Origin of the sequence: Rhizobium leguminosarum (assembly GCF_001679785.1) — a bacterium.
Classification (GTDB): domain Bacteria; phylum Pseudomonadota; class Alphaproteobacteria; order Rhizobiales; family Rhizobiaceae; genus Rhizobium; species Rhizobium leguminosarum_R.
Window position 1 is genome coordinate 2417140 of record NZ_CP016286.1, and the last position, 21375, is coordinate 2438514.

The 21375-nt window shown below is 61.3% G+C and carries 17 protein-coding genes and 1 pseudogene; 4 read left to right on the forward strand and 14 right to left on the reverse strand.

What is annotated here, in order from left to right; all coding sequences use genetic code 11:
- The first annotated feature begins 163 nt into the window (after positions 1-163).
- A complete protein-coding gene (locus tag BA011_RS12140; RefSeq protein WP_065280652.1) occupies positions 164-1258 on the forward strand; it encodes an AbrB family transcriptional regulator in 1095 nt (364 codons plus the stop codon).
- Here BA011_RS12140 and BA011_RS12145 read toward each other — a convergent pair.
- Positions 1218-2129 (reverse strand): AraC family transcriptional regulator, encoded by a 912-nt coding sequence (locus BA011_RS12145; protein ID WP_065280653.1) that lies wholly within the window; start codon positions 2127-2129, stop codon positions 1218-1220. The two genes, BA011_RS12140 and BA011_RS12145, sit on opposite strands and share 41 nt — an antisense overlap.
- A gap of 45 nt (positions 2130-2174) precedes the next feature.
- Here BA011_RS12145 and BA011_RS12150 point away from each other — a divergent pair, with 45 nt between their 5' ends.
- A complete protein-coding gene (locus BA011_RS12150; protein ID WP_065280654.1) occupies positions 2175-2582 on the forward strand; it encodes a DUF2000 family protein in 408 nt (135 codons plus the stop codon).
- Between the two features lie 50 nt (positions 2583-2632).
- Here BA011_RS12150 and BA011_RS12155 read toward each other — a convergent pair whose 3' ends face one another.
- From BA011_RS12155 to BA011_RS12205, 12 genes and pseudogenes are all read right to left on the reverse strand, one after another.
- On the reverse strand, positions 2633-3298 hold the full coding sequence (locus BA011_RS12155) for an OmpA family lipoprotein (RefSeq protein WP_003541337.1): 666 nt from the start codon (positions 3296-3298) through the stop codon (positions 2633-2635).
- The gene (locus BA011_RS44265) at positions 3219-3533 is read right to left on the reverse strand and encodes a hypothetical protein (RefSeq protein ID WP_186806548.1); all 315 of its coding nucleotides are present in this window, start codon (positions 3531-3533) and stop codon (positions 3219-3221) included. The genes BA011_RS12155 and BA011_RS44265 overlap by 80 nt, the downstream gene beginning before the upstream one ends.
- A gap of 200 nt (positions 3534-3733) precedes the next feature.
- A complete protein-coding gene (locus tag BA011_RS12160; RefSeq protein ID WP_026265346.1) occupies positions 3734-4732 on the reverse strand; it encodes a flagellin in 999 nt (332 codons plus the stop codon).
- Between the two features lie 273 nt (positions 4733-5005).
- Positions 5006-8161: an efflux RND transporter permease subunit gene (locus BA011_RS12165; RefSeq protein ID WP_065280655.1), complete on the reverse strand. Its 3156-nt coding sequence runs from the start codon at positions 8159-8161 to the stop codon at positions 5006-5008.
- Positions 8158-9365 (reverse strand): annotated as a pseudogene (locus BA011_RS12170) (efflux RND transporter periplasmic adaptor subunit). Before BA011_RS12170 ends, BA011_RS12165 begins: the two are co-directional and overlap by 4 nt.
- A gap of 252 nt (positions 9366-9617) precedes the next feature.
- Positions 9618-10532, reverse strand: coding sequence for an adenylate/guanylate cyclase domain-containing protein (locus BA011_RS12175; protein ID WP_065280656.1), 915 nt, complete (start codon positions 10530-10532; stop codon positions 9618-9620).
- Between the two features lie 179 nt (positions 10533-10711).
- Positions 10712-11125: a type II toxin-antitoxin system VapC family toxin gene (locus BA011_RS12180; protein WP_065280657.1), complete on the reverse strand. Its 414-nt coding sequence runs from the start codon at positions 11123-11125 to the stop codon at positions 10712-10714.
- On the reverse strand, positions 11122-11385 hold the full coding sequence (locus tag BA011_RS12185) for an antitoxin (protein ID WP_065280658.1): 264 nt from the start codon (positions 11383-11385) through the stop codon (positions 11122-11124). The genes BA011_RS12180 and BA011_RS12185 overlap by 4 nt, the downstream gene beginning before the upstream one ends.
- 123 nt (positions 11386-11508) lie before the next feature.
- Entirely contained in the window at positions 11509-13059 is a 1551-nt protein-coding gene (locus BA011_RS12190; protein WP_065280659.1) for a SpoVR family protein, read from the reverse strand.
- On the reverse strand, positions 13056-14330 hold the full coding sequence (locus BA011_RS12195) for a YeaH/YhbH family protein (RefSeq protein WP_065280660.1): 1275 nt from the start codon (positions 14328-14330) through the stop codon (positions 13056-13058). Before BA011_RS12195 ends, BA011_RS12190 begins: the two co-directional genes overlap by 4 nt.
- 12 nt (positions 14331-14342) lie before the next feature.
- Entirely contained in the window at positions 14343-16286 is a 1944-nt protein-coding gene (locus BA011_RS12200; RefSeq protein ID WP_027664285.1) for a PrkA family serine protein kinase, read from the reverse strand.
- Positions 16287-16734: 448 nt separating this feature from the next.
- A complete protein-coding gene (locus BA011_RS12205; RefSeq protein WP_065280661.1) occupies positions 16735-17211 on the reverse strand; it encodes a VOC family protein in 477 nt (158 codons plus the stop codon).
- 246 nt (positions 17212-17457) lie between these two features.
- On the opposite strand from BA011_RS12205, the gene BA011_RS12210 reads away from it, so the two are divergent.
- Positions 17458-19938 (forward strand): ATP-dependent helicase, encoded by a 2481-nt coding sequence (locus tag BA011_RS12210; RefSeq protein WP_065280662.1) that lies wholly within the window; start codon positions 17458-17460, stop codon positions 19936-19938.
- A 27-nt stretch (positions 19939-19965) separates the two neighbouring features.
- On the opposite strand, the gene BA011_RS12215 is transcribed toward BA011_RS12210, so the two are convergent.
- A complete protein-coding gene (locus tag BA011_RS12215; protein WP_065280663.1) occupies positions 19966-20313 on the reverse strand; it encodes a hypothetical protein in 348 nt (115 codons plus the stop codon).
- Between the two features lie 372 nt (positions 20314-20685).
- Here BA011_RS12215 and pncA point away from each other — a divergent pair, with 372 nt between their 5' ends.
- Positions 20686-21312 (forward strand): bifunctional nicotinamidase/pyrazinamidase, encoded by a 627-nt coding sequence (gene pncA / locus BA011_RS12220; RefSeq protein WP_065280664.1) that lies wholly within the window; start codon positions 20686-20688, stop codon positions 21310-21312.
- The last annotated feature ends 63 nt before the right edge of the window (positions 21313-21375 follow it).

Sequence of the window (21375 nt, forward strand, 5' to 3'; positions counted from 1 at the left end):
TCGGTCCTTGCAGCCGGCCTCTCTTCGTCATGCCGGAGCCTCTTCCCATCTTCAGCCCTTAAGGGCTCGCGCCGGTCATGCTCTAACTATTTAATTTAGAGCAGGATTAGATTTTAGCCGACCCGGCCTAAAATCATCCTGTTCTAGGAAAGATACGGGGATCATGTCATTCAGCGACGCGAGCCGCCTGCTGCGGGATGCCGGCCTGCCGAAATGGACGCTGCTGCTGGCACTTTCGACCGCTCTCGTCGTCTTCCTCGAACTCTTCGCTCTGCCGGCCTCGCTGCTGATCGGGCCGATGGTCGCGGCAATCGCACTGGCGTTGACCGTAGGCAAGGGAAAGCTTCGCGTGCCCTTCTGGCCGCTGCAGTTCGGCCAGGTCCTGGTCGGCCTGATGATGGCGCGCACCATCACCCCGGACATTCTCGGTACCATGGCGAAGGACGCGCCGCTCTTCCTGCTGTTCATCTTCTCGGTCATCGCCATCGCCACCGGCCTCGGCTGGATTTTGACACGCTGGCAGGTGCTGCCGGGAACGACCGCGGTCTGGGGTTCCTCGCCGGGCGGCGCCTCCGCCATGGTCATCATGTCGGAAGCCTATGGCGCCGATGCCCGTCTCGTCGCCTTCATGCAGTATCTGCGCGTCGTCTTCGTCGCCGTCGGCGCCTCTGTGATCTCGCGCCTGTGGGTGGCAGCCGACGGCGCCGAGCCGCCGCCGCTCGTCCTCTTTCCCGAGATCGACTGGCCGGCCTTTGCGACGACGATGGCTTTTGCCGCCTTTTGTGCCTATGGCGTCCGGCGCCTGCGCCTCCAGGGCGGCACGATAATCGTGCCGCTCTTTCTCGGCGCTTTGCTGCAGGGCATAGGCCTCCTGAAAATTGAATTACCGATGTGGCTGCTCGCCCTCGCCTATGCGCTGGTCGGCTGGAGCATCGGCCTTCGTTTCACCCGCTCGATTCTCAAGCACGTGGCGCGCGCCCTGCCGAGAGTATCGGCCTGTATCGTGCTGCTGATGGCACTCTGCGGCTGCATGGCGGTGGCGCTTCACGTCTTCGCGGGCATCGATCCGCTGACCGCCTATCTTGCCACCAGCCCCGGCGGCGCCGATTCCGTCGCCATCATCGCCGCCTCCAGCGATGTCGACGTGCCCTTCGTGATGGCGATGCAGACCGGCCGTTTCCTCGTGATCCTGATGATCGGCCCGATGCTCGCCCGCTTCATCGCACGCCGTTCCGGCCTTGCGGAAAACCCCGTCTAGTGCCCTGCTTGGGGTTGTGCGCGAGTGCTGCCCATTGGCCGGGCGTCATGCCGTAGGCCTTCTTGAAATGGCGGTTGAGATGGCTCTGGTCGGCAAAGCCGGTCGCCGCCGCCACATCGGAAATTCCCTCGCCCGCGCCGATCATCGCCCGGGCCCGCTGCAGCCGCCGCATCAGGAGGTAACGATGCGGGCTGGTGGCGAAGGCTGCCCGGAAATGCCGCGCCAGCGCGAAACGATCGAGACCCGTCACCGCCTCAAGCTCGCCGGAATTCACTGCCCGGGTCGCATGTGCCTCGAGATAGTCCCGTGCCGTCCGCGCCTGCCGCCAGGCGACGAGGCCGAGCGGCCGGCGCGGCATGCGCGCATGCCGTGACAGCCCGCCCGTCACCCGCGATACGAAATCGTCGACGAAAAGCTCATCCAGTTCGCGGTCGAGTTCGCTAAGTGCTGCCAGCAGCACGCCTGCTAGCGCCGGATCGCCGATAACGGGTTCATCGACAAAAGGCAGGCCGACGCCATCCGCCTTCAGGCATTCAAGAAGCAGTGATGGCTCCAGATAGAGCATGCGGTATTGAAGCCCATCCTCCGTTCCCGCCCCGCCATCGTGCTCCTCATCGGGGTGCAGCACGATCACCTGTCCCGGCAGGCTGAAGCGCCGCTCGCCGCGATAGCGGAAGGTCTGACCCCCCTTCAAAGTCACGCCGAGTGCATAGGTGTCGTGCCGGTGCGGCTCGAAAGCATCGCCTGAGAACTGCGCCTCGATGCGCTCGATGCCGGGAAAGGCCGGCGCAGCGAGGATGGCGTTGCCGGATGGTCCCGCGCACAAACGTTCAAGACCTTCGAAGACCTGCGGATGTAAGTCCTGGTTCAACGCGCCCGATACTCCATAATCCGTAGATAGGTGAAAGACCGTCCGATGTTTGATACCAAAATTGCCGTCGTCCTGCGAAACAATCTTGGCGGCTGGCAGAAGCTGAACGTCACCGCCTTCCTGATGACGGGCATCGCCGGCCGGCATCCCGAGATCATCGGCGAAGCCTACAGGGACCGCGCCGGCAATCTCTACAATCCCCTATCGATCCAGCCGATCATCGTGCTCTCCGCCGACGAGGCGACGATATCAGCCGTTCACCGCCGCGCGCTGGAGCGCGATATCACCAGCTCGCTGTTTATCGAGGAGATGTTTGCGACCGGCCATGACGCGGCCAACCGCGCCGTCTTCGCAGAATTTGCGCCCGAAGACGCCAAGGTGGTCGGCATCGCGCTACGCGCCGAAAAGAAGATCGTCGACAAGATCACCAAGGGCGCAACGATGCAGCACTAACAGAAACGGCCGGGCTGAGCCCGGCCGATTTCAAAGGCAGTAAATACGGTTCAGCCCTGCGTGATCGGCGCGATCTGGATCTCGACGCGGCGGTTCTGCGCGCGGCCGGCCTCGCTCGCGTTGGAGGCAACGGGCTGCGACGGGCCGAAGCCGACGGCGGAGACGCGGCGCTGGTCGATGCCCTGGCCGCCGAGATAATCGGCAACCGAAAGTGCGCGGCGCTGCGACAGGTCCTGATTGTGCTGCAGGCTGCCGGTCGAATCCGTATGGCCGTTGACGTCGATCAGCGTGCGGTTGAACTTGCGCAACACGATCGCCACCGAATTCAGCGTCGGATAGAAGCCCGGCTTCACCGCGTCTTGATCGACGTCGAAGGTGATGTTCGACGGCATGTTGAGGATGATGTTGTCGCCGTTGCGGGTCACCGAAATGCCGGTACCTTCGAGCTGGGCGCGAAGCTCGGATTCTTGCTGGTCCATGTAATTGCCGATCGCACCGCCGGCGAGGGCGCCGACGCCTGCGCCGATCAGCGCCGCATTGCGCTTACCGTGGCCGCCGCCGCCGACAGCCACGCCGACGAGAGCGCCGCCGAGGGCGCCAAGCGCCGCGCCGCCGGCTGTGTTGGAAACCTTCTGTTCACCGGTATAGGGATCGGTCGTCGTGCAGGCGCTGAGATAGCTTGCGGCAATAGCGAGAAGTATGAATTTTTTGATCATGGACAGGACGGTCTCCGTTCGACTGATGCGAGCAAATGGCAAGGATTGCGGCAAGAAAATGAAGATGTTCTCCTGATAGGGCAAATTCGGACGTCGAAACACAGCCATGTTGCGGGAATGCGCTGATATCACCAGTTTTAGCGGATGACCGCTCCGTGCGCGCCCCATAGGTATAAGGCGTGCCTGCCGTTGCGGTTTTCAGGCCGATGGTGCCGTTCATTACGATTGCCGTCATCGACTGACGTCTCCATAGCGCGTGTTGGAGCGCCCACTTCTCCTCCCTCATTCCTGTGCTCGTCACAGGAATCCAGCCACCGCGCGTCCGCGCGGTGAATGACTCAATGCGGCGATTGAAAGAGTCTATCGCGCCCAAGGACTTGGGCGCACTGGAATCCTGTGACGAGCACAGGAATGAGAGAAAGTGGGGTCGCCCTCTTAGAAGTTCTGGAAGAGCTGCCGCATCGTGTCATAAGTCGCGTTGGCGATGTTCAGCGACTGCAGGCCGAGCTGCTGTTGCGTCTGTAACGCCCGCAGCCTGCTCGACTCCTCCTCCATGTCGGCATCGACAAGCCGGCCGATGCCGGCGGTGATGTTGTCGTGCAGTTTCGTGGCGAAGTCGTTCTGCAGGTTGATGCGCTTTTCCAGCGCGCCGAAGGCCGAACCGACCGTCGTCAGCTGCGTCAGCGCGGCATCGACGACGCTGATCATCTGGCCGATCTGGCCCTGCGTCGTGCTTGATGTCACCGAGATCACCACCTGCCCGGTGGTGGTGCCGTTCTTGCTCGTCATCAGCACGTAATTTTGCGCAGCACCGAGTTCGGTGGCGAAATAGGCCGATGTCAGCACCCCGTATTCGCCGGAACCGGTGGCACGGTCGTCGATCAGGTAGCGCGCGTCCTTGGAGGTCGTCGCCCCGACGGGCGTGTTGTCGATATGGTAGCTCAGCATGCCGATCGAGATCGTGCCGTCGGCGTTGCGGATGAACGAGGCCGGGATCTGGCGCGGCTGCGTCGGCGTCGCATCATTGGTGAGGACCACCCAATTGTCGCTGTTGAAGGTCGCCGATTCCGAAACGCTGCGCAGTTGCTCCTGCAGCTGTTTGATCTCTTCGTTGATCTTGTTCTTGTCGATGCCGTCCTCGGTTGCGGCAACCAGCTTTGCCTTGATTTCGGAGACGACGTCGATGACGCTCTGAACGCCGGTATAGGCCGTTCCCATCGTCGCCGCGGCCATGCCGAGCGCATCCTGGATTGCCGAAACCGCTTTATTGTCGGTCCGCGCGGTGGTGGCGATCGACCAGTAGACGGCGTTGTCGCTGGCTTTTGCGACACGCATACCCGTCGTGATGTGGTTTTGCGTGACCGTCATATTCCGATTGATATCGCGCAGCACATAAAGCGCCGCATCCACGGAGACGCGCTGATAAATACTCACGGGACTAAACTCCAAAACACAACAGACGCAAACTGAACTAAAAATGAACCGTGCCGCACGGACATTCATGTCCGGGGTCGCTGAAACTCCAGCGCATCGCAACCTTCAAGAAACGAAGAAGACCAGTCGGTTACTGGTCACAATCATTGCCGTTTATGCTTAACAAACGACTAAACTTCAGAAGTAATTTAGCTAATTTTGCAAGGTTTCAGACACCATAAGAAACGCAGCCGGACGAGGTTGGCCGGCAGCGTTTCGCAGTCGGATAAAACCTCATTCGGCGGCCTGCAGCTGCTCGTCATCGGGTGCGGCGCGTGGCCGTGTGGCGACCGACATCTCTTCGTGCAGGCGCGCTTCCTCGTGGGCGTGCGGCTTGGCGAAGCGGGCAAGCAGCAGATAGGCGACCGGCGTGATGAACAGCGTCACCAGCGTCGCGAAACCGAGACCGCCGACGATCACCCAGCCGAGCGCAATACGTGCTTCGGCGCCAGCCCCATGGGCAAAGACCAGCGGCACGCCGCCGAGGATGGTGGCGATCATCGTCATCATCACGGGACGAAGGCGCAGCGCGCAGGCCTTCTCGATAGAGGACCGCACATCCTCGCCCCGGTCACGCAGCTGATTGGCGAATTCGACGATCAGGATACCGTTCTTCGCCATGACGCCGACGAGCAGCACCAGGCCGATCTGGCTGTAGATGTTGAGGCTGGAGCCGGTGATAACAAGTGCGAAGACGGCGCAGGCAAGACCAAGCGGCACCGTCGACATGATGATCAGCGAGGACAGTACGCTTTCGAACTGCGCGGCCAGCACCAGGAAGATGATGACGATGGCGAAGCCGAAGGTCAGCGCCATGCCGCTCGAATTCTCTTCGAGCGTCGCCGCCTCGGCCAGTGGCAGCAGGCGGGAGCCTGGCGGCAGCAGCGGCTCTGCGAGCGCAGTCACTTGGCTGACGGCATCGCCGAGCGACATGCCGTTCCTGAGACCGGCGGTGATCGCGACGGAGGCGAGCTGCTGCTCACGGTTGAGCTGCGGCGCGACCGAACCTTCCTTCATCGTGGCGATGACCGACATCGGCACGATCTTGCCGTCGCCGGTTTTCAGGAACACGTTCTCGAGGTCGGTCGGATCGTCGATCGGCCGCGTCGTCGAGGTCAGAAGCACGGGATAGGATTCGCCGTCGACGAAGACGTCGACCACCGAGCGCCCTTCGAGCAGCGATTGGATTGCCGTCGAAAGCCCGGTTATGTCGATGCCGAGATCCGAGGCGCGCTCGCGATCGATCGCCACCGATACCTGCGCCTGGCTGGGCTCGTTGGTCAGGCGCGGCGTATCATACTGGCCGGTGGCCTCGAGCGACTGAACCAGCTTGGCGGCCGCCGCCGTCAGCGCCTCGTGATCATTGCCGATCAGCGCCATCTGCAGACCACTGCCGGCGCCGCGGATGCGAAGGCTGTTCGAGGAAATAGCATTGCCGCGCAGGGCCGGCACCCTGGAGGCTGCCTGGTTGATATCGCCGACGATCTCCGTCTGCGTCCTGTCACGCTCTCCCCAGGGGGCGAGCGTCAGCACCATGAAGCCGCTGTTCAGCGAACCGCCCTGGCCGGAGATCGAGAAGATATTGCGGATGTCGCCGCTGTCGACCAGCGGCTGCAGATATTCCTCGACGAGTTGCATCTTGTCGCGGGTATATTCGAGGCTCGATCCCTGCGGCGTCGTCAGCCGCATCATCACCAGAGACCGGTCCTCTTCGGGCGTCAGCTCGCTCTTCACCGTCGAGAAAGCGACGAGCGCCGCGCCGGCAAAGATCACCGAGAACAGGATGACGACGAAGGGCGCATTGAGGCAGCCGTGCAGCGCCCATTTGTAGAGATCGGCGAGCGCCCCGCCGAAGCGGCCGAGCGCGCCGTGATCTTCGAGCATCGGCTTGGTCAGCATGCGCGAGGCGAGCATCGGACACAGCGTCAGCGCCACGATCGACGACAGCCCGACCGAGAAGGCGAGCACGAAGCCGAATTCGCGGAAGAGGCCACCGACCTGTCCCGGCAAGAATGAGAGCGGAATGAACACCGCCGCCAGCGTCGCCGTCGTGGCGATGACGGCGAAGAACACCTCGCGCGTTCCGAGCACGGCGGCAGCGCGCGGCCCCATGCCTTCGGAGCGCCGGCGTACGATATTTTCGAGCACCACGATCGCATCGTCGACGACGAGGCCGGTCGCCAGCACGATCGCGAGGAGCGTCAGGATGTTGATCGAGAAGCCGACCATGTAGATCGCCGCCAGCGTGCCGATCAGCGCCACCGGCATGCTGACCGCCGGGATCAGTGTCGCCCGCCAGTCGCGCAGGAAGAGGTAGATGACGGCGGTGACGATGACGGCGGCGAGCACCAGCGCCAGCACCACCTCGTGGATCGCACCCTGGATGAAGACGGCGTCGTCGCTGGTGATGGCGATCGTCGTGCCCTCGGGCAGCGTCTTCGACAGCTGGTCGACGGCGGCCTTGATGCCGGTCGATATGTTCAGCGTATTCGATTGCGCCTGGCGGATGATGCCGAGACCGATGCCCGGCTTGCCGTTGGAGCGCAGCGCCGTTTCGCCGTCGCGTGGTCCAAGCATCACGGTCGCGACGTCGCCGAGCCTGACGCGGTCCTGCAAGATGACGTTGGAAAAATCCGCCGGGGTCTGCAGGTTGGCGGTGGCGCGCACCACGATGTCCTGCGTATTGCTCTTCAGCGAGCCGGCCGGCACGTCGAGTGCGGCATTGTCGAGTGCCTTCGTCAGGTCACCGATGGTCAGCCCGCGGCTGGCAAGAGCCCCCTGGTCGACATCGACGCGGAAGACCTTCTCCTGGTCGCCATATTCCTCGACGTCGGCAACCCCGTCGACGGATGCGAGGCGATCGATCACCTCGTTTTCGACGAGCTGGGTCAGATCGTCCATGTTGAGATTGGTGGAGGTGACGGCAAGGCGCATGATCGCCGAGGAATCCGAATCCGCCTTGACGATCTGCGGCGCATCCGCTTCGTCGGGCAGGTTCTGGGTGATGCGGCCAATCGCGTCGCGCACGTCGTTGGCGGCGACCGAGAGATCGATCGCATCCGAGAATTCCAGCGTCACCCGACTCTGACCGAAGGACGAGGTCGACGAAATCGATTTCAGGCCGCTGACGCGCGCGACCGCCCCCTCGATCACCTTGGTTAGTTCCTGGTCAATCGTCTGCGGCGATGCACCGTCGAAGGTGGTGCGCACGGTGACGACGGGACGGTCGACATCGGGCAGTTCGCGCACCTCAACGCCGACATAGGCGGCAAGGCCGGCAACGACCATCAGCGTGTTGAAGACCAGCGCCAGGATCGGCCGGCGAACGAAAAGTGCAGTGAAGCTCTGCTTGCCCGACGCCCTGTCCTGATGAATCTCGGTCACGTTCATTGCGTGGCGACCTCCGCAGTCGCGGCGACATCGGCGCTCACACGCACCGCCCCCCCTCACGCACGCGCTGCAGTCCCTGTGTGACGATCACGTCGCCATCCTTGAGATCGGCTTTGACCAGCACGAAATCCGGGTTCCGCTGCACGATGCTGACCCGCACCTTATGCGACTTGTCGTCGTTGACCTGCCAGACGAAGGAGCCCTGCGAATCCCACTGCACAGCGACCGGGTCGACAGCCGGATATTTATCGCCGGGGAATTTCATGCTGACGCTGAAGGACATGCCGGCGCGCAACTCGTCGGAACTGTTGTCGATCCTGGCGCGCAGGCGAAGCGTGCGGCTTGCCGCGTCGATGCGGTTGTCGACGGCTTCGACCACACCGGAAAACACCTGTCCCGGCCGTGCCACCGACATCGCCTCGACCGGCTGGCCGACCGACACCGTATTGGCGAAGCGCTCCGGCACCCAATAATCGACGAGGATTTCCGAACGGTCGTCGAGCGTGACGATCGGGATGCTCGTCGTGACGTTGTCGCCGATATTGACCGGCACAATGCCGACGATGCCGTCGATCGGCGCGGTGATATTGCGTCGTGCGAGATTGAGCTCGGCGGCCTGTAGTTGCAGCCGCGCGCCCTGCTCGGCGATCTCGGAATCGAAGACGTCCATGCGCGACACGCTGGACTTGATGTTGTGATAGAGATTGGACTTCTCGACGGCGGCCTTGACCGCCACATCAGCCTGGCCGCGGGCGATCACCTGCTCCTCGCTGTCGAGCTTGGCGAGCACCTGGCCGGCCTTCACCCTGTCGCCCGACTTGATGAGGATTTCGCCGATCGTGCCCGATGCCTGCGGCGTGACCGCGACCGAACGGATCGCATCACCCGTGCCGATGGCGTTCAGCCGGTCGTTGACGATACCCTGGACGACCGCCTGCGTCGCGACCAGAATGGCGCTGTTGCGCCCGCCGCCATTGCGGCGGTTCCCCTGTCCCTGCCCCTCACCCCGCTGCTGCCCTTGCGCCCGGGCCGGAGCGTCGGCATCGGCCGTCTCCTCGGCCTTCGGCGCGATCTTGGAAACGATGCTGTCTGGAATACCTGCATCGCGCATCGTATCGCCGGCACCGGGCACGAAGAAAACCCACGCGGCAAAGCCGGCAATAATGACGATGAGCGAAAGTACAAACTGCTTCCAGAAGGCCATTCACGTCTCCGGAGGGACTCGAGGTTGGACCAGGGTCGGTCGAAAGAGGCGCTGCGGGATCGAGATTCCCGTCTGATGCGACAATATCGCGCGTTTACAGCTTACCGGCAAGCATAAGCAGCCGGCATTACCGATTTGTAATTTCAGCGAAGAATGGAAATAACCCGACCGCTCACTTTTGCTTGAGAAGCACGCGAATACGTCTTCTCGCCGCTGATCTTTAAGCGACGTGACGCGTCTAACGATGCCTGTCTATCGGCGCATAGACCATCGCACGCCCATGACGGCCGCGATCCCCAGTATCGGCCACACCGCCCAGAACTGCCCCGTCCAGGTGAATAGGTTGATGCCGGCAAGGCCGAGCGCCAGGATCGCCAACAAGGTGATATTGCGATTGAACCGGGTCTGGTCGCGGTTCCAGGCGAGCGCCGCGACGACAGCCAGCGCAAGCACCGGAAAGCGCGCCCAGAAAACGCCCTGCCACGACAGGAGATTGATACCGATCAGGACGGCGGCGATGACGCCGAGCACGCCATACAGCCTGCGTCCGCCCGGTGCTGGGGTTGTCTCGGCCTTAGCGGCCGCCATAACCGGCTGCGGCCGCGCGGAGCCGGATCGTTCTGCAGAGGGCGTCTCGTCCCTGGTATCGCCGATCTTTACCGCGTAGCTCGGCACGCCTTCATCGACGTTCTTCACCATAAGCGGTCCGAGAAACTCGAAACCGACAGCCACCTTGTTGCGGACCTGGTCGTAGACGGTGCTCGATATTACGATGCCGCCGGCCGCAGCCGACGTCTGCAGCCGCGCCGCAATATTGACGCCGTCGCCATAGATGTCGTCGCCCTCGACGATCACGTCGCCGAGATTGATGCCGATGCGGAAGAGCATGCGACCGTCGGCCGGGCGGCGGGCGTTGAAACCCGCGAGTTCGTTCTGGGTGTCGACGGCCGCGCGCACAGCCTCGACCACGCTCGGGAAATCGGCGATCAGCCCGTCGCCCCAGGTATTGACGACGCGGCCGCCATGGCTTTCGATCAGGCGCCCCATCGACTCCCGGCAGCGCTTCAGGCTCGCAAGCGTCCCCTCCTCGTCGGCCCCCATCAGCCGCGTATAGTCCTGCACGTCAGCACAGAAGATCGTCGTCAGCTTGCGCCGCGTTTCACTCATGGTCTCTCGTCTCCGCGCTATCCGCCCCGGGAAAGGTCGCTGCAAAGGCTGAAACTGGTCGATTGGAGATCATGGGCTATTGCAGCGGCGGTAAGTTACTAAGCCTTTGTGTTCGTTACCACCGATAATTGCTGATCGTCGACCCGCGTTTTCCGGGCATGAGAGGCGGCGTGGACGATTCAGCTTCCTTCATTCGCCCAATCATCGACCTTCAAAGGCTCCGAAACGCGAGCAAAAGCCTTGTCGCGCGTGACGAGGGTTGCGGCAGTTGCAACGGCATGAGCGGCAATCATCATATCGAGGGGCGCCAGAGTCACCCCTTTGGCGTCACAGGCAGCGCGCAGGTCGCCATAAGTTCGCGTGACATCGTGATCCCAAGGGAGAACGTCGACCCGGAGCAGGAATTGGCGGATCCGTTCCGACAGCGCCTTCGGATAGCCTCGCTTGGCAAGACCGTAGAACAACTCCCCTTCGGTGATCGATGAGATGACGATCTCCTCGATCGGAAGCGCGGCCAACCTTTCGATGATCTCCGGCCGATCGCCCTTGATGACATGGCTCACCATGTTGGTATCGAGCATCCAGGCCGTCATTCCTTCCAGCCCTCGAATGGATCACGATCATGCGAAGGCTGGCGGCGGTCGTCTGGCCCCAGGAAATCTTCCGGAACCCGATCCTTGCCATAAAGCTCAAAGAGACCATCCCACGAATTCGGCTTGCGTGACAGAATGACATCGCCGGACTTCGGATCACGACGGACGAACACCTCGCTCTCCTCGAAGCGGAACTCCGCAGGGAGCCTCACTGCCTGGCTGCGGCCGGTCGTAAAAATCTTGGCTGTTCTCTTTGCCATGATAGCGCCTCGCATAGTGATAGCTATCATGATATATACCGCCAATCAACAGCGAGCAAGAGCTTCACCCGAGCCGCCTACGGCTCCAGATCCATCTATTCAGCACTTCAAGAAAAACGCAGGTCACTGAATGATCTTGCGCGGGCTCGCCGTGTGTTCTCTCGCCACGATGTTGGAATCATCGATTTCCTGAAGCAGGACGTCGTAGCCCCAGAGATCGGCAAGATGCTGCAGGACGAGTTTCATGTCGGCTTCCTGGAGATAGCAGCCATTCATGACGATGTGCTGCAGAAGCAGGCGGCGGTCGCCGGCGAGGTCGACGTCGACGATATCGATCGCCGGATCGGTCCAGCCGATGTCGTATTCGCGGGAGAGCTGGCGGCGGATGCGCAAATATCCGCGCTCGTTGTGGATCGCCGAAACCAGTACCCCCTCGGTCTGCTCCGGATCGTCGTAGAGATGGAACAGCCGCAACTGCCGGATCAGGTTCGGGCTGAGGAACTGGCTGATGAAGCTCTCGTCCCGGTAATTGGCCCAGATGTCGCGCAGGACCGCCATCGCATCGCCTCGTCCGGCGATATCGGGAAACCATGCGCGGTCCTCTTCCGTCGGCGTCGTAACGATCCTCTCGATGTCCTGCATCATCGCAAAGCCAAGCGCATAGGGATTGAAGCCCGAGAACCGCCGGTCGTCATAGCTCGGCTGGAACACGACGTTGGCGTGCGACTTCAGGAATTCGAGGAAGTTTCCGTCACTGATCTGCCCCCGCTCGTGAAGCCGGTTCATGATCTGATAGTGGACGAAGGTGGCGGTTCCCTCGTTCATCACCTTGGTCTGCCGCTGGGGATGAAAATATTGCGCGACATGGCGGACAATGCGAAGGATCTCGCGCTGCCACGGCTGCAGCCGTGGCGCCGACTTTTCCAGAAAGTATAGGATGTTGTCCTGAGGGAGCCCGAGGGCGGCGCGGCGCTTTTCCAGGCCGCTGTCGCCCGCCTTCCGCGCCTTGCCGACGGGAACCGTGCGCCACAGGTCGTTAAATATCTGCTCCTCGTGGGCGCGGCGCTCCTGCTGCCGCTTCTCCTCCTGGCGAAGGTCAATCGTGGTCTTGCCCGCGTATCGATGCACCCCGTGCGACATCAGCGCATGGGCTGCGTCGAGCGTGCGCTCGACGACCGCCTCGCCGTAACGTTCCTCGCAGCGGGTGATATAACCCTTGGCGAAATCGAGGTAATCGAGGATGCCCTCCGCATCGGTCCAGAGCTTGAAGAGATAGTTGTTCTTGAAGAAGTGGTTGTGGCCGAAGGCCGCATGCGCGGTGACGAGCGTCTGCATCGTCGCCGTGTTTTCCTCCATCAGGTAGGAAATGCAGGGAGAGCTGTTGATGACGATCTCATAGGCGAGGTCGCGCATCCCGCGACGGTAGAAGGTTTCGTGATGCGCGAAGTGTTTGCCGAAGGACCAATGGCGGTAGAAGAGCGGCATGCCGGTCGAGGAATAGGCATCGAGCATCTGTTCCGAGGTGATGACTTCGATCTGGTTCGGATAGACGTCGAGGCCGAGTTCCCCGAGCGCGATCTCCTCGCAGGCGTCGTGAATGCGCTGGAGCGTTGAAAAGTCCCAGTCGGCCCCCTCGAACAACAGCCGCTCTGGTGGCCTCATCGTCATGGTCATGGCGTCACCTTCGACTGTGCGTCACGTTTCTGGAAGAGATCGTGGAAAACAGGGAATATTTCGTTTCGCCGGCAGACCTTGCGCATCGAAAGCGGCTGCAGTTCAGAACGGATCCCGTCATAGAGCATCCAAAGCGGCGAGCGGGATACCGAGGAGTCACCGCCTTCTTCGCCGACTTCGATATACGCGAAATACTGGCACAGCGGCAAAATCTCGCGCAGCAGCTGTCCGCTCAGGTTCCCGTCCGAATGGGCGTTGTCGCCGTCCGAAGCCTGGGCGCCATAGATATTCCATTCCGCCGGATCGAAACGCGCCGCGATGATCGCCCGCATTGCCGCTAGCGCACTGGAAACCAGCGTGCCGCCCGTTGCCGGGCCATAGAAAAAGGTTTCCTCGTCGACTTCCTCGGCCTTGTCGGTATGGCGGATGAAGACGATCTCCACTTTCTTGTAGCGCTTCGACAGGAAAAGGTAGAGCAGCAGATAGAACCGCTTCGCCAGATCCTTCATGTGTTCCGACATGGAACCGGAGACGTCCATCAAGCAGAACATCACCGCCTTCGCCACAGGCTTCGGTTCGTTTTCGAAGCGGCGATACCGCACGTCGAGCGGATCGATGTAGGGAATCCGCCGGCTTTTTTCCGTCAAGGATTTGAGTTTTGCCTCAAGCGCCAGCCGGCTCTCGTCGTCCTCGCATTCCTCGATCTGCCGCTGCAGGGCTTCGATTTCTTCGCGGCGCGGACGGTGAAGCGCGACACGGCGCATCATCGCGAGCCTGGTCGTGCGACCGACGGCGATGTTGGACGGCGATCCCGACACGGAATAACCGGCACGGAACGGAGTTTCCTCCTCGGTTTCGGCCAGACGCCGCTTGGCAAGGTCGGGCAGTTCCAGATCGTCCAGGAACACATCGAGGAATTCCTCGCGCGTCAGCACAAAACGGAAGCCGTCTTCGCCGTCACCCTCACCCGCATCTTTTGGCTTCCCGCCCTTGCCGCCGGGCGGGCGCGGAAGAATATCGCCTTCGACGAAGGCCCTGTTTCCAGGCAGGATATGATCGCGAATGCCGCCGTCGCCCCTTCTCAAGTTCGGTTCGGCCATTCCGTCGATCGGCAGGCTGATTTCTCCGCCGTCGAGCACATCGCGAATGTTGCGGTTTTGCAGAGAACGTTTTACCGCCTGCTGCACGGCGCCCTTCATGCGTCGAAGGAACCGCTGCCGATTTTCCAGACTTTTACCGCGCGGATTTAGCCGCCGGTCGACAATGTGCATAGTGGCTCCACATTAACTTGCCTGTTTGACGCGCATGTACCATTCGACGAGGCGCCGAACCTGCCTCTCCGTGTAGCCCCGCGCAGCCATGCGCGAGACAAACTCGCTGTGCTTCTTTTCTGTTTCCGAATCCTTCTTCGATCCGAAGGAAATAACCGGCAAAAGATCCTCGACCTGCGAGAACATTCGCTTCTCGATGACTTCCCGGATCTTTTCGTAGCTCGTCCATGACGGATTCTTTCCGCCGTTGGCTGCCCGCGATCTCAAGCAGAACTTGACGATTTCGTTGCGGAAATCCTTCGGATTGGCGATCCCCGCCGGCTTTTCGATTTTCGTCAGTTCCTGGTTAAGGAGCTCGCGGTCGAGAAGCTGGCCGGTATCGGGGTCCTTGAAGTCCACGTCTTCGATCCAGGCATCGGCATAGTCCACGTAGCGGTCGAACAGATTCTGTCCGTAATCCGCATAGGATTCAAGATAGGCCTTCTGGATTTCATTTCCAATGAACTCTGCGTAACGCGGCGCAAGATCGGCCTTGATGAACTCCAAATATCGCTTCTCGACATCGTCGGAAAACTGCTCGCGGCGGATCGACTGCTCCAGCACATACATCAGATGAACCGGATCGGCGCCGATATCCGTGGTGTCGTGATTGAAAGTGGAGGCGAGCACCTTGAAGGCGAAGCGGGTCGATATTCCGTCCATGCCTTCGTCGATGCCGGCGGCATCCCGGTATTCCTGAACGCTGCGGGCACGCGGATCCGTCTCCTTCAGGCTTTCGCCGTCATAGGTGCGCATCTTCGAGAAATATGTCGAATTCTCATGCTTGCGCAGGCGTGAAAGCACGGAGAAGCGGGCCAGCATCTCGAGCGTTGCCGGAGCGCATGGCGCATCGGCGAGTTCCGATCCCTCGATCAGCTTTTCGTAGATCTTCTGCTCTTCCGTCACGCGCAGGCAATAGGGCACCTTGATCACGCAAATACGGTCGATGAAGGCCTCGTTGTTCTTGTTGGCCTTGAAGGTCTGCCATTCCGCCTCGTTCGAATGCGCAAGGACGATGCCGGAGAAGGGTATGGCGCCGATATTCTCGGAGCCGATATAGTTCCCCTCCTGCGTCGCCGTCAGCAGCGGATGCAGCATCTTGATCGGCGCCTTGAACATCTCGACGAACTCGAGCACGCCCTGATTGGCGCGGTTGAGGCCGCCCGAATAGCTATAGGCATCGGGATCGTTCTGGGAGTAGGTCTCCAGCTTTCGGATATCGACCTTGCCGACCAACGACGAGATATCCTGATTGTTCTCGTCTCCAGGCTCGGTCTTGGCGATGGCGATTTGGCGCAACCGCGAAGGCTGTACTCTGACGACGCGGAAGCGGGAAATATCGCCTCCGAAATCATCGAGCCGCTTCAGGCACCACGGGCTCATCAGCCCGCTCAGGCGCCGCAGGGGAATGCCGTATTGCTCCTGCAGGAGCGATCCCATCGTGTCCGGGTCGAAGAGGTTGAGCGGACTTTCGAAAACGGGGCTGATCTCGTCACCGGCCTTCAGCACGTAGATCGGATGAACCTCCATCAGCAGCTTCAGCCGCTCCGCCAGCGATGACTTGCCGCCGCCGACCGGGCCGAGCAGATAGAGGATCTGCTTGCGCTCCTCGAGCCCCTGCGCCGCGTGCCGGAAGAAGGAAACGATGCGTTCGATTGTCTCTTCCATGCCGTGGAAGCCGGCAAAAGCCGGATAGATCCGGATGGTCCGGTTCATGAAGATCCGGCCGAGGCGCGTGTCCCTGGCGGTGTCGACCATTTGCGGCTCGCCTATCGCGGCGAGCAGGCGCTCGGTCGCATTGGCATAGGCAAGCGGTTCCTTTTTGCAAAGATCGAGATACTCCGAGATCGACATATCGGTCTCGCGACGCGCATCATAACTGCGGGTGAACGCATCAAATACGGATTCGCTCAGCATGGGCCCTCCATTCAAGGTTAATGCCACAGGCTTCAGGTGTCCCTATAACCATCGAGATGGCCATGACGTTCCTGAGAATCAATAGTTTCGTCGGTTATTCCACGCTCACCGGCCGTTTCTAGCAATGCACGAAATTGTGCATCCACCGGTTCTTTAATTACTGTACGAAACTGTTGGTCAGTATAGTTCAGAAAGACGCCATCGCGGTATCAGCACATTTCACGACGTGACAGAAAGATGAAAAAGGTGTGCAATACCGCCCGTGATTCGAGATCTCGAAAATCAGCGATCGACAGGCGGCGAGCCCGCTTCGATCGGTGAATATCGATGTGTGACGGGCCATATGACGCTCGAAAATTCGGGATATTCTTAGAAACGGAATATTCTTAGAGAAATGGGCGCATGACGATCATGCGCCGGTTATTGCGATCATGTGTCCGCAGGCCTCTCAGCCGTTGAACGCATCCTGGAGCGCAGCGACATCGATTTTGACCATGCCGAGCATCACTTCGGTTACGCGCCTGGCCCGCTCGCGATCGCTGTCGGCGATCATCTCGGAAAGCACGCGCGGCACGATCTGCCAGGAAAGGCCCCAGCGGTCCTTCAGCCAGCCGCACGCCTCCGGCGTGCCGCCATTGGCGAGGAATGCCTCCCATATCCGATCGATCTCGGCTTGGCTTTCCACGAGAATCGCAATCGAGAAGGAATGGTTGAAACTATCGAGCGGGCCGGCCTTCATGGCCAGGAAGGCCTGGTCGGCAAGCGTGAATTCGATCAGCTCGACGCTGCCGGGAGGTCCGCTCGGCGTTTCCGCCGGCAATATGGTGGTGCGGCCGATTCTGGAATCCGGGATAACAGACACGTAGAATTCGACGGCTTCGCGCGCCTCCTCGGCGAACCAGAGATTTGAAACGACCTTCGGCATGAAACGGCCTCCTTGTTGACGGGTGTTGGTCCGGACTGCTGTCCGATGACCCAAGGACGCCCCGCCGGCACCAGTTCCGACACGCCGCGATCGAAATTTTAGCTCCGCCCGCCCGCATGGCGACCACAGCCTGGCTCGGCGGCGGCATTGCCGCCCGCAACATACCGCTGGGAATAGCGCCGGCTCGGGAATGAAAGCAGAACATCTTTTCTGGTCTTTCCTTCCCGAATCACTACATTACGCGCCATGAGCAATAGTTTCGACGATATGCCCTTCTTCGACGAAGAGCCGGGCGAGATGGCGCGCAAGCCGCAGCCGCCTGCCGCCCCCGCCGAAAGGGCGCCCGTCTCCGGTGGCGGCATCGCGGCGCGCGCCATGGCGGCTCGCGACGGCGGCAAGCGGCCGGATTATCTCGCAGGGCTGAACCCCGAACAGACCGAAGCCGTCGAAACGCTGGAAGGCCCGGTCCTCGTGCTCGCCGGCGCCGGCACCGGCAAGACCCGCGTACTGACGACCCGCATTGCCCATATCCTCAATACCGGCCGCGCTTTTCCCTCGCAGATCCTCGCCGTCACCTTCACCAACAAGGCTGCCCGCGAGATGAAGGAGCGTATCGCGTTGCTCGTCGGCGGCGCCGTCGAAGGCATGCCCTGGCTCGGAACCTTCCATTCGATCGGCGTCAAACTTCTGCGCCGCCACGGCGAACTCGTCGGCCTGCGTTCCGATTTCACTATTCTCGATACCGACGACGTCGTCCGCCTGATCAAGCAGATCATCCAGGCCGAAGGCCTCGACGACAAGCGCTGGCCGGCCAAGCAGTTCGCCGGCATGATCGACACCTGGAAGAACAAGGGTCTCGGCCCCGCCGATATTCCCGAGGGCGACGCCCGCGCCTTTGCCAATGGCCGCGGCCGCGATCTCTATTTCGCCTATCAGGCGCGCCTGACGACGCTGAACGCCTGCGATTTCGGCGATCTGCTGATGCATCCGATCACGATCTTCCGCAAGAACCCGGATCTCTTGAAGGAATATCACGGCCGCTTCCGCTATATCCTCGTCGACGAGTACCAGGACACCAACACCGCCCAGTACATGTGGCTCAGGCTTCTCGCCCAGCGCTCCAAGGGCGAGCCGCAGAACGTCTGCTGCGTCGGCGACGACGATCAGTCGATCTATGGCTGGCGCGGTGCGGAGGTCGACAATATCCTGCGCTTCGAGAAGGATTTCCCCGGCGCCAAGGTCATCAAGCTCGAGCGCAATTACCGTTCGACCGAACATATCCTCGGGGCCGCCGCCCATCTGATCGCCCATAATGAGGGTCGCCTCGGCAAGACGCTGTTCACCGACCGCTCCGATCCGGACGATGTCAAGGTGCAGGTCCACGCCTCCTGGGATTCGGAAGAGGAGGCCCGCGCCATCGGCGAGGAGATCGAGCAGCTCCAGCGCGGCAAGCATCTGTTGAACGACATGGCGATCCTCGTGCGCGCCTCCTTCCAGATGCGCGAATTCGAAGACCGCTTCGTCACTCTCGGCCTCAACTATCGCGTCATCGGCGGCCCGCGCTTCTACGAGCGCCTCGAGATCCGCGATGCCATGGCCTATTTCCGCCTGGTTGCTCAAGCCTCTGACGACCTCGCTTTCGAACGCATCATCAACACCCCGAAGCGCGGCCTCGGCGATACGACCGTGCGGGCGCTGCACGACTATGCCCGTGCCCGGGATATCCCGATGCTTGCGGCAGCCGCCGACATCATCGAGACGGACGAGCTGAAGCCGAAGGCGCGAAAAGCGCTCTTCGACGTGATTCAATCTTTCCGCCGATGGCAGGAACTGCTTGAAAACACGCCGCATACCGAACTTGCCGAGCAGATCCTCGAAGAGTCCGGCTATACCGACATGTGGAAGAACGACAAGAGCGCTGAAGCCCCCGGCCGCCTCGAAAACCTCAAGGAACTGATCCGCTCGATGGAAAGCTTCGAGTCGATGCGCGGCTTCCTCGAACACGTCTCCCTGGTGATGGATGCCGAGACCAACGAGAACCTCGACGCCGTCTCGATCATGACGCTGCACTCGGCCAAGGGCCTGGAATTCGACACCGTCTTCCTGCCGGGCTGGGAGGAAGGCCTCTTCCCGCACCAGCGCTCGCTGGATGAGAGCGGCCGCGCCGGCCTGGAGGAGGAACGCCGCCTCGCCTATGTCGGCATCACCCGCGCCAAGCACCGCTGCCACATCTGGTTCGTCTCCAACCGCCGCATCCATGGCCTCTGGCAATCGACCCTGCCCTCGCGTTTCCTCGACGAACTGCCGGAAACCCATGTCGAGGTCGCCGCAATGGAGCAGAGCTACGGCGGGTATGGCCGCGGCGGCTACGGCCAGTCCCGCTTCGACAAGGCCGAACCCTTCGCCAACTCCTATTCCACTCCCGGCTGGAAACGCGCCCAGGCCAACAAGACCGACGCTACGCGCGACAATTGGGGCACCCGCTCCGGCCACGCCGTCGAACGCATCGGCTATGGCGAAAGCGGCCCGAAGGGGCGCACGATCGAAGGCGAACTGGTGGCGAAATCGACCTCGTCGGAACCGTCGAGATTCACCCTCGGCGATCGCGTATTCCACCTGAAGTTCGGCAACGGCAACATCACGGGCATCGAAGGCAACAAGCTGACGATCGAGTTCGATCGGGCCGGACAGAAACGGGTGCTGGACGGATTTGTCGAGCGCGTGTGACCTCGCGTCAGCATGACGCGAAAAGGCTTACCCGAGCATCCGCATTCTTCCGAGCCCGAGAATATCGTTGACGAGCGCGATGCCCATGCCCGCGGCGACGATTCCCAATCCGATCAGAAAGAGCCGGCGAGATCGGTCATATTTGGTGGCAAACAGGGAATCCCGCGCCAGCAAATCGGCAAAGACCTTCACCTGGATGGCGATGCCCACGGTCAGGAACAGCATCGGCAGGATATCGATGCGGCTCCAGTCATTGGGATTGGAAACCCAGACACTGATGAAATTGAGCGAGAAGCCAAGGATGATCCCGGCCGCCGTCAGCGATCCGTTGCGAAACGTCGCATCGATCTTTTCGTCGGGATTCGGCTCTGACATGGCTTTGCTTCCGGCTTGTTTCCAGGGGTAAGAAAGGCAGAAATCATGACCCGGAGCAAGGTCGGCCTGACGTCACCTCTCGCAGAAAGCAGACGAAATGCCGCAGCCGCGCAAACCCGGGCACTCCGCCCATAGCTCGTCCGCACTGCGTTACGGCAATTTCGGGTCAACACCGGCATGGATTTAATCGCGCTCAGACACCGATCGCCCCGTCAACTCTCGCAATGATCGTATTAGAGTGCTCTGTTTTGGTGACTTAGTACCGCTAGTGCCAGAATTAACACTTGCGCGTCCGCGCCTGGAAATCCACTAGTTGATCCATTCGGTGTGCTTGGCGTCTTACACTGCAATAAAGCGAAGGGATTGGCCTTGATGAAAGCGCTGCTGCTCGTCGACATTCAAAACGGCTTCTGTCCGGGCGGCAATCTACCGGTGCCGGAGGGCGACAAGGTTGTTCCCGTCGCAAACAGACTGATCGACAGCGGCAAATACGATCTGATCGTCGCCTCGCAGGACTGGCATCCGCTGGGCCACGGCAGCTTCGCCTCCGCCCATCCCGGTGCCTCCCCCTTCGAGATGGGAGAACTTTCGGGCAAGCCGCAGATGATGTGGCCTGATCACTGCATTCAGGGTACGCTCGATGCCGAACTGCACCCCGAGCTCAAATCCGAAGAGATCGACCTGATCCAGCAGAAGGGCGAGGATCCTGATATCGACAGTTATTCGGCCTTCCGCGACAATGACCGCGATGCCACGACCGGCCTTTCCGACTTCCTCGAGGATCAGGGCGTCACCGACCTCGACGTTTGCGGGCTGGCGACCGACTATTGCGTCAAGTTCTCCGCGCTCGACGCACTGGAAATGATGCCCGGTGTTCGCGTGCGCTTCATCGAGGATGCAAGCCGCGGCATCACTCCCGAAGGCGTCGCCGCCGCCATAGAGGAAATGCGGGCGCATGGCATCGCGATCATCGACAGCGCCAAGGTCGTGGCCGGCTGATTGAGATCAGCGACAAAAGGCAATGTGGCGGATGTCGGATCGGCACAGGTCCATTCGTCCTTG

Coding starts and splice junctions, on each gene's coding strand:
- BA011_RS12140 (WP_065280652.1), top strand. CDS start 164: ATGTCATTCAGCGACGCGAGCCGCCTGCTGCGGGATGCCGGCCTGCCG.
- BA011_RS12150 (WP_065280654.1), top strand. CDS start 2,175: ATGTTTGATACCAAAATTGCCGTCGTCCTGCGAAACAATCTTGGCGGC.
- BA011_RS12155 (WP_003541337.1), bottom strand. CDS start 3,298: ATGATCAAAAAATTCATACTTCTCGCTATTGCCGCAAGCTATCTCAGC.
- BA011_RS44265 (WP_186806548.1), bottom strand. CDS start 3,533: ATGACGGCAATCGTAATGAACGGCACCATCGGCCTGAAAACCGCAACG.
- BA011_RS12165 (WP_065280655.1), bottom strand. CDS start 8,161: ATGAACGTGACCGAGATTCATCAGGACAGGGCGTCGGGCAAGCAGAGC.
- BA011_RS12175 (WP_065280656.1), bottom strand. CDS start 10,532: ATGAGTGAAACGCGGCGCAAGCTGACGACGATCTTCTGTGCTGACGTG.
- BA011_RS12180 (WP_065280657.1), bottom strand. CDS start 11,125: ATGACGGCCTGGATGCTCGATACCAACATGGTGAGCCATGTCATCAAG.
- BA011_RS12185 (WP_065280658.1), bottom strand. CDS start 11,385: ATGGCAAAGAGAACAGCCAAGATTTTTACGACCGGCCGCAGCCAGGCA.
- BA011_RS12190 (WP_065280659.1), bottom strand. CDS start 13,059: ATGACCATGACGATGAGGCCACCAGAGCGGCTGTTGTTCGAGGGGGCC.
- BA011_RS12195 (WP_065280660.1), bottom strand. CDS start 14,330: ATGCACATTGTCGACCGGCGGCTAAATCCGCGCGGTAAAAGTCTGGAA.
- BA011_RS12200 (WP_027664285.1), bottom strand. CDS start 16,286: ATGCTGAGCGAATCCGTATTTGATGCGTTCACCCGCAGTTATGATGCG.
- BA011_RS12205 (WP_065280661.1), bottom strand. CDS start 17,211: ATGCCGAAGGTCGTTTCAAATCTCTGGTTCGCCGAGGAGGCGCGCGAA.
- BA011_RS12210 (WP_065280662.1), top strand. CDS start 17,458: ATGAGCAATAGTTTCGACGATATGCCCTTCTTCGACGAAGAGCCGGGC.
- BA011_RS12215 (WP_065280663.1), bottom strand. CDS start 20,313: ATGTCAGAGCCGAATCCCGACGAAAAGATCGATGCGACGTTTCGCAAC.
- pncA (WP_065280664.1), top strand. CDS start 20,686: ATGAAAGCGCTGCTGCTCGTCGACATTCAAAACGGCTTCTGTCCGGGC.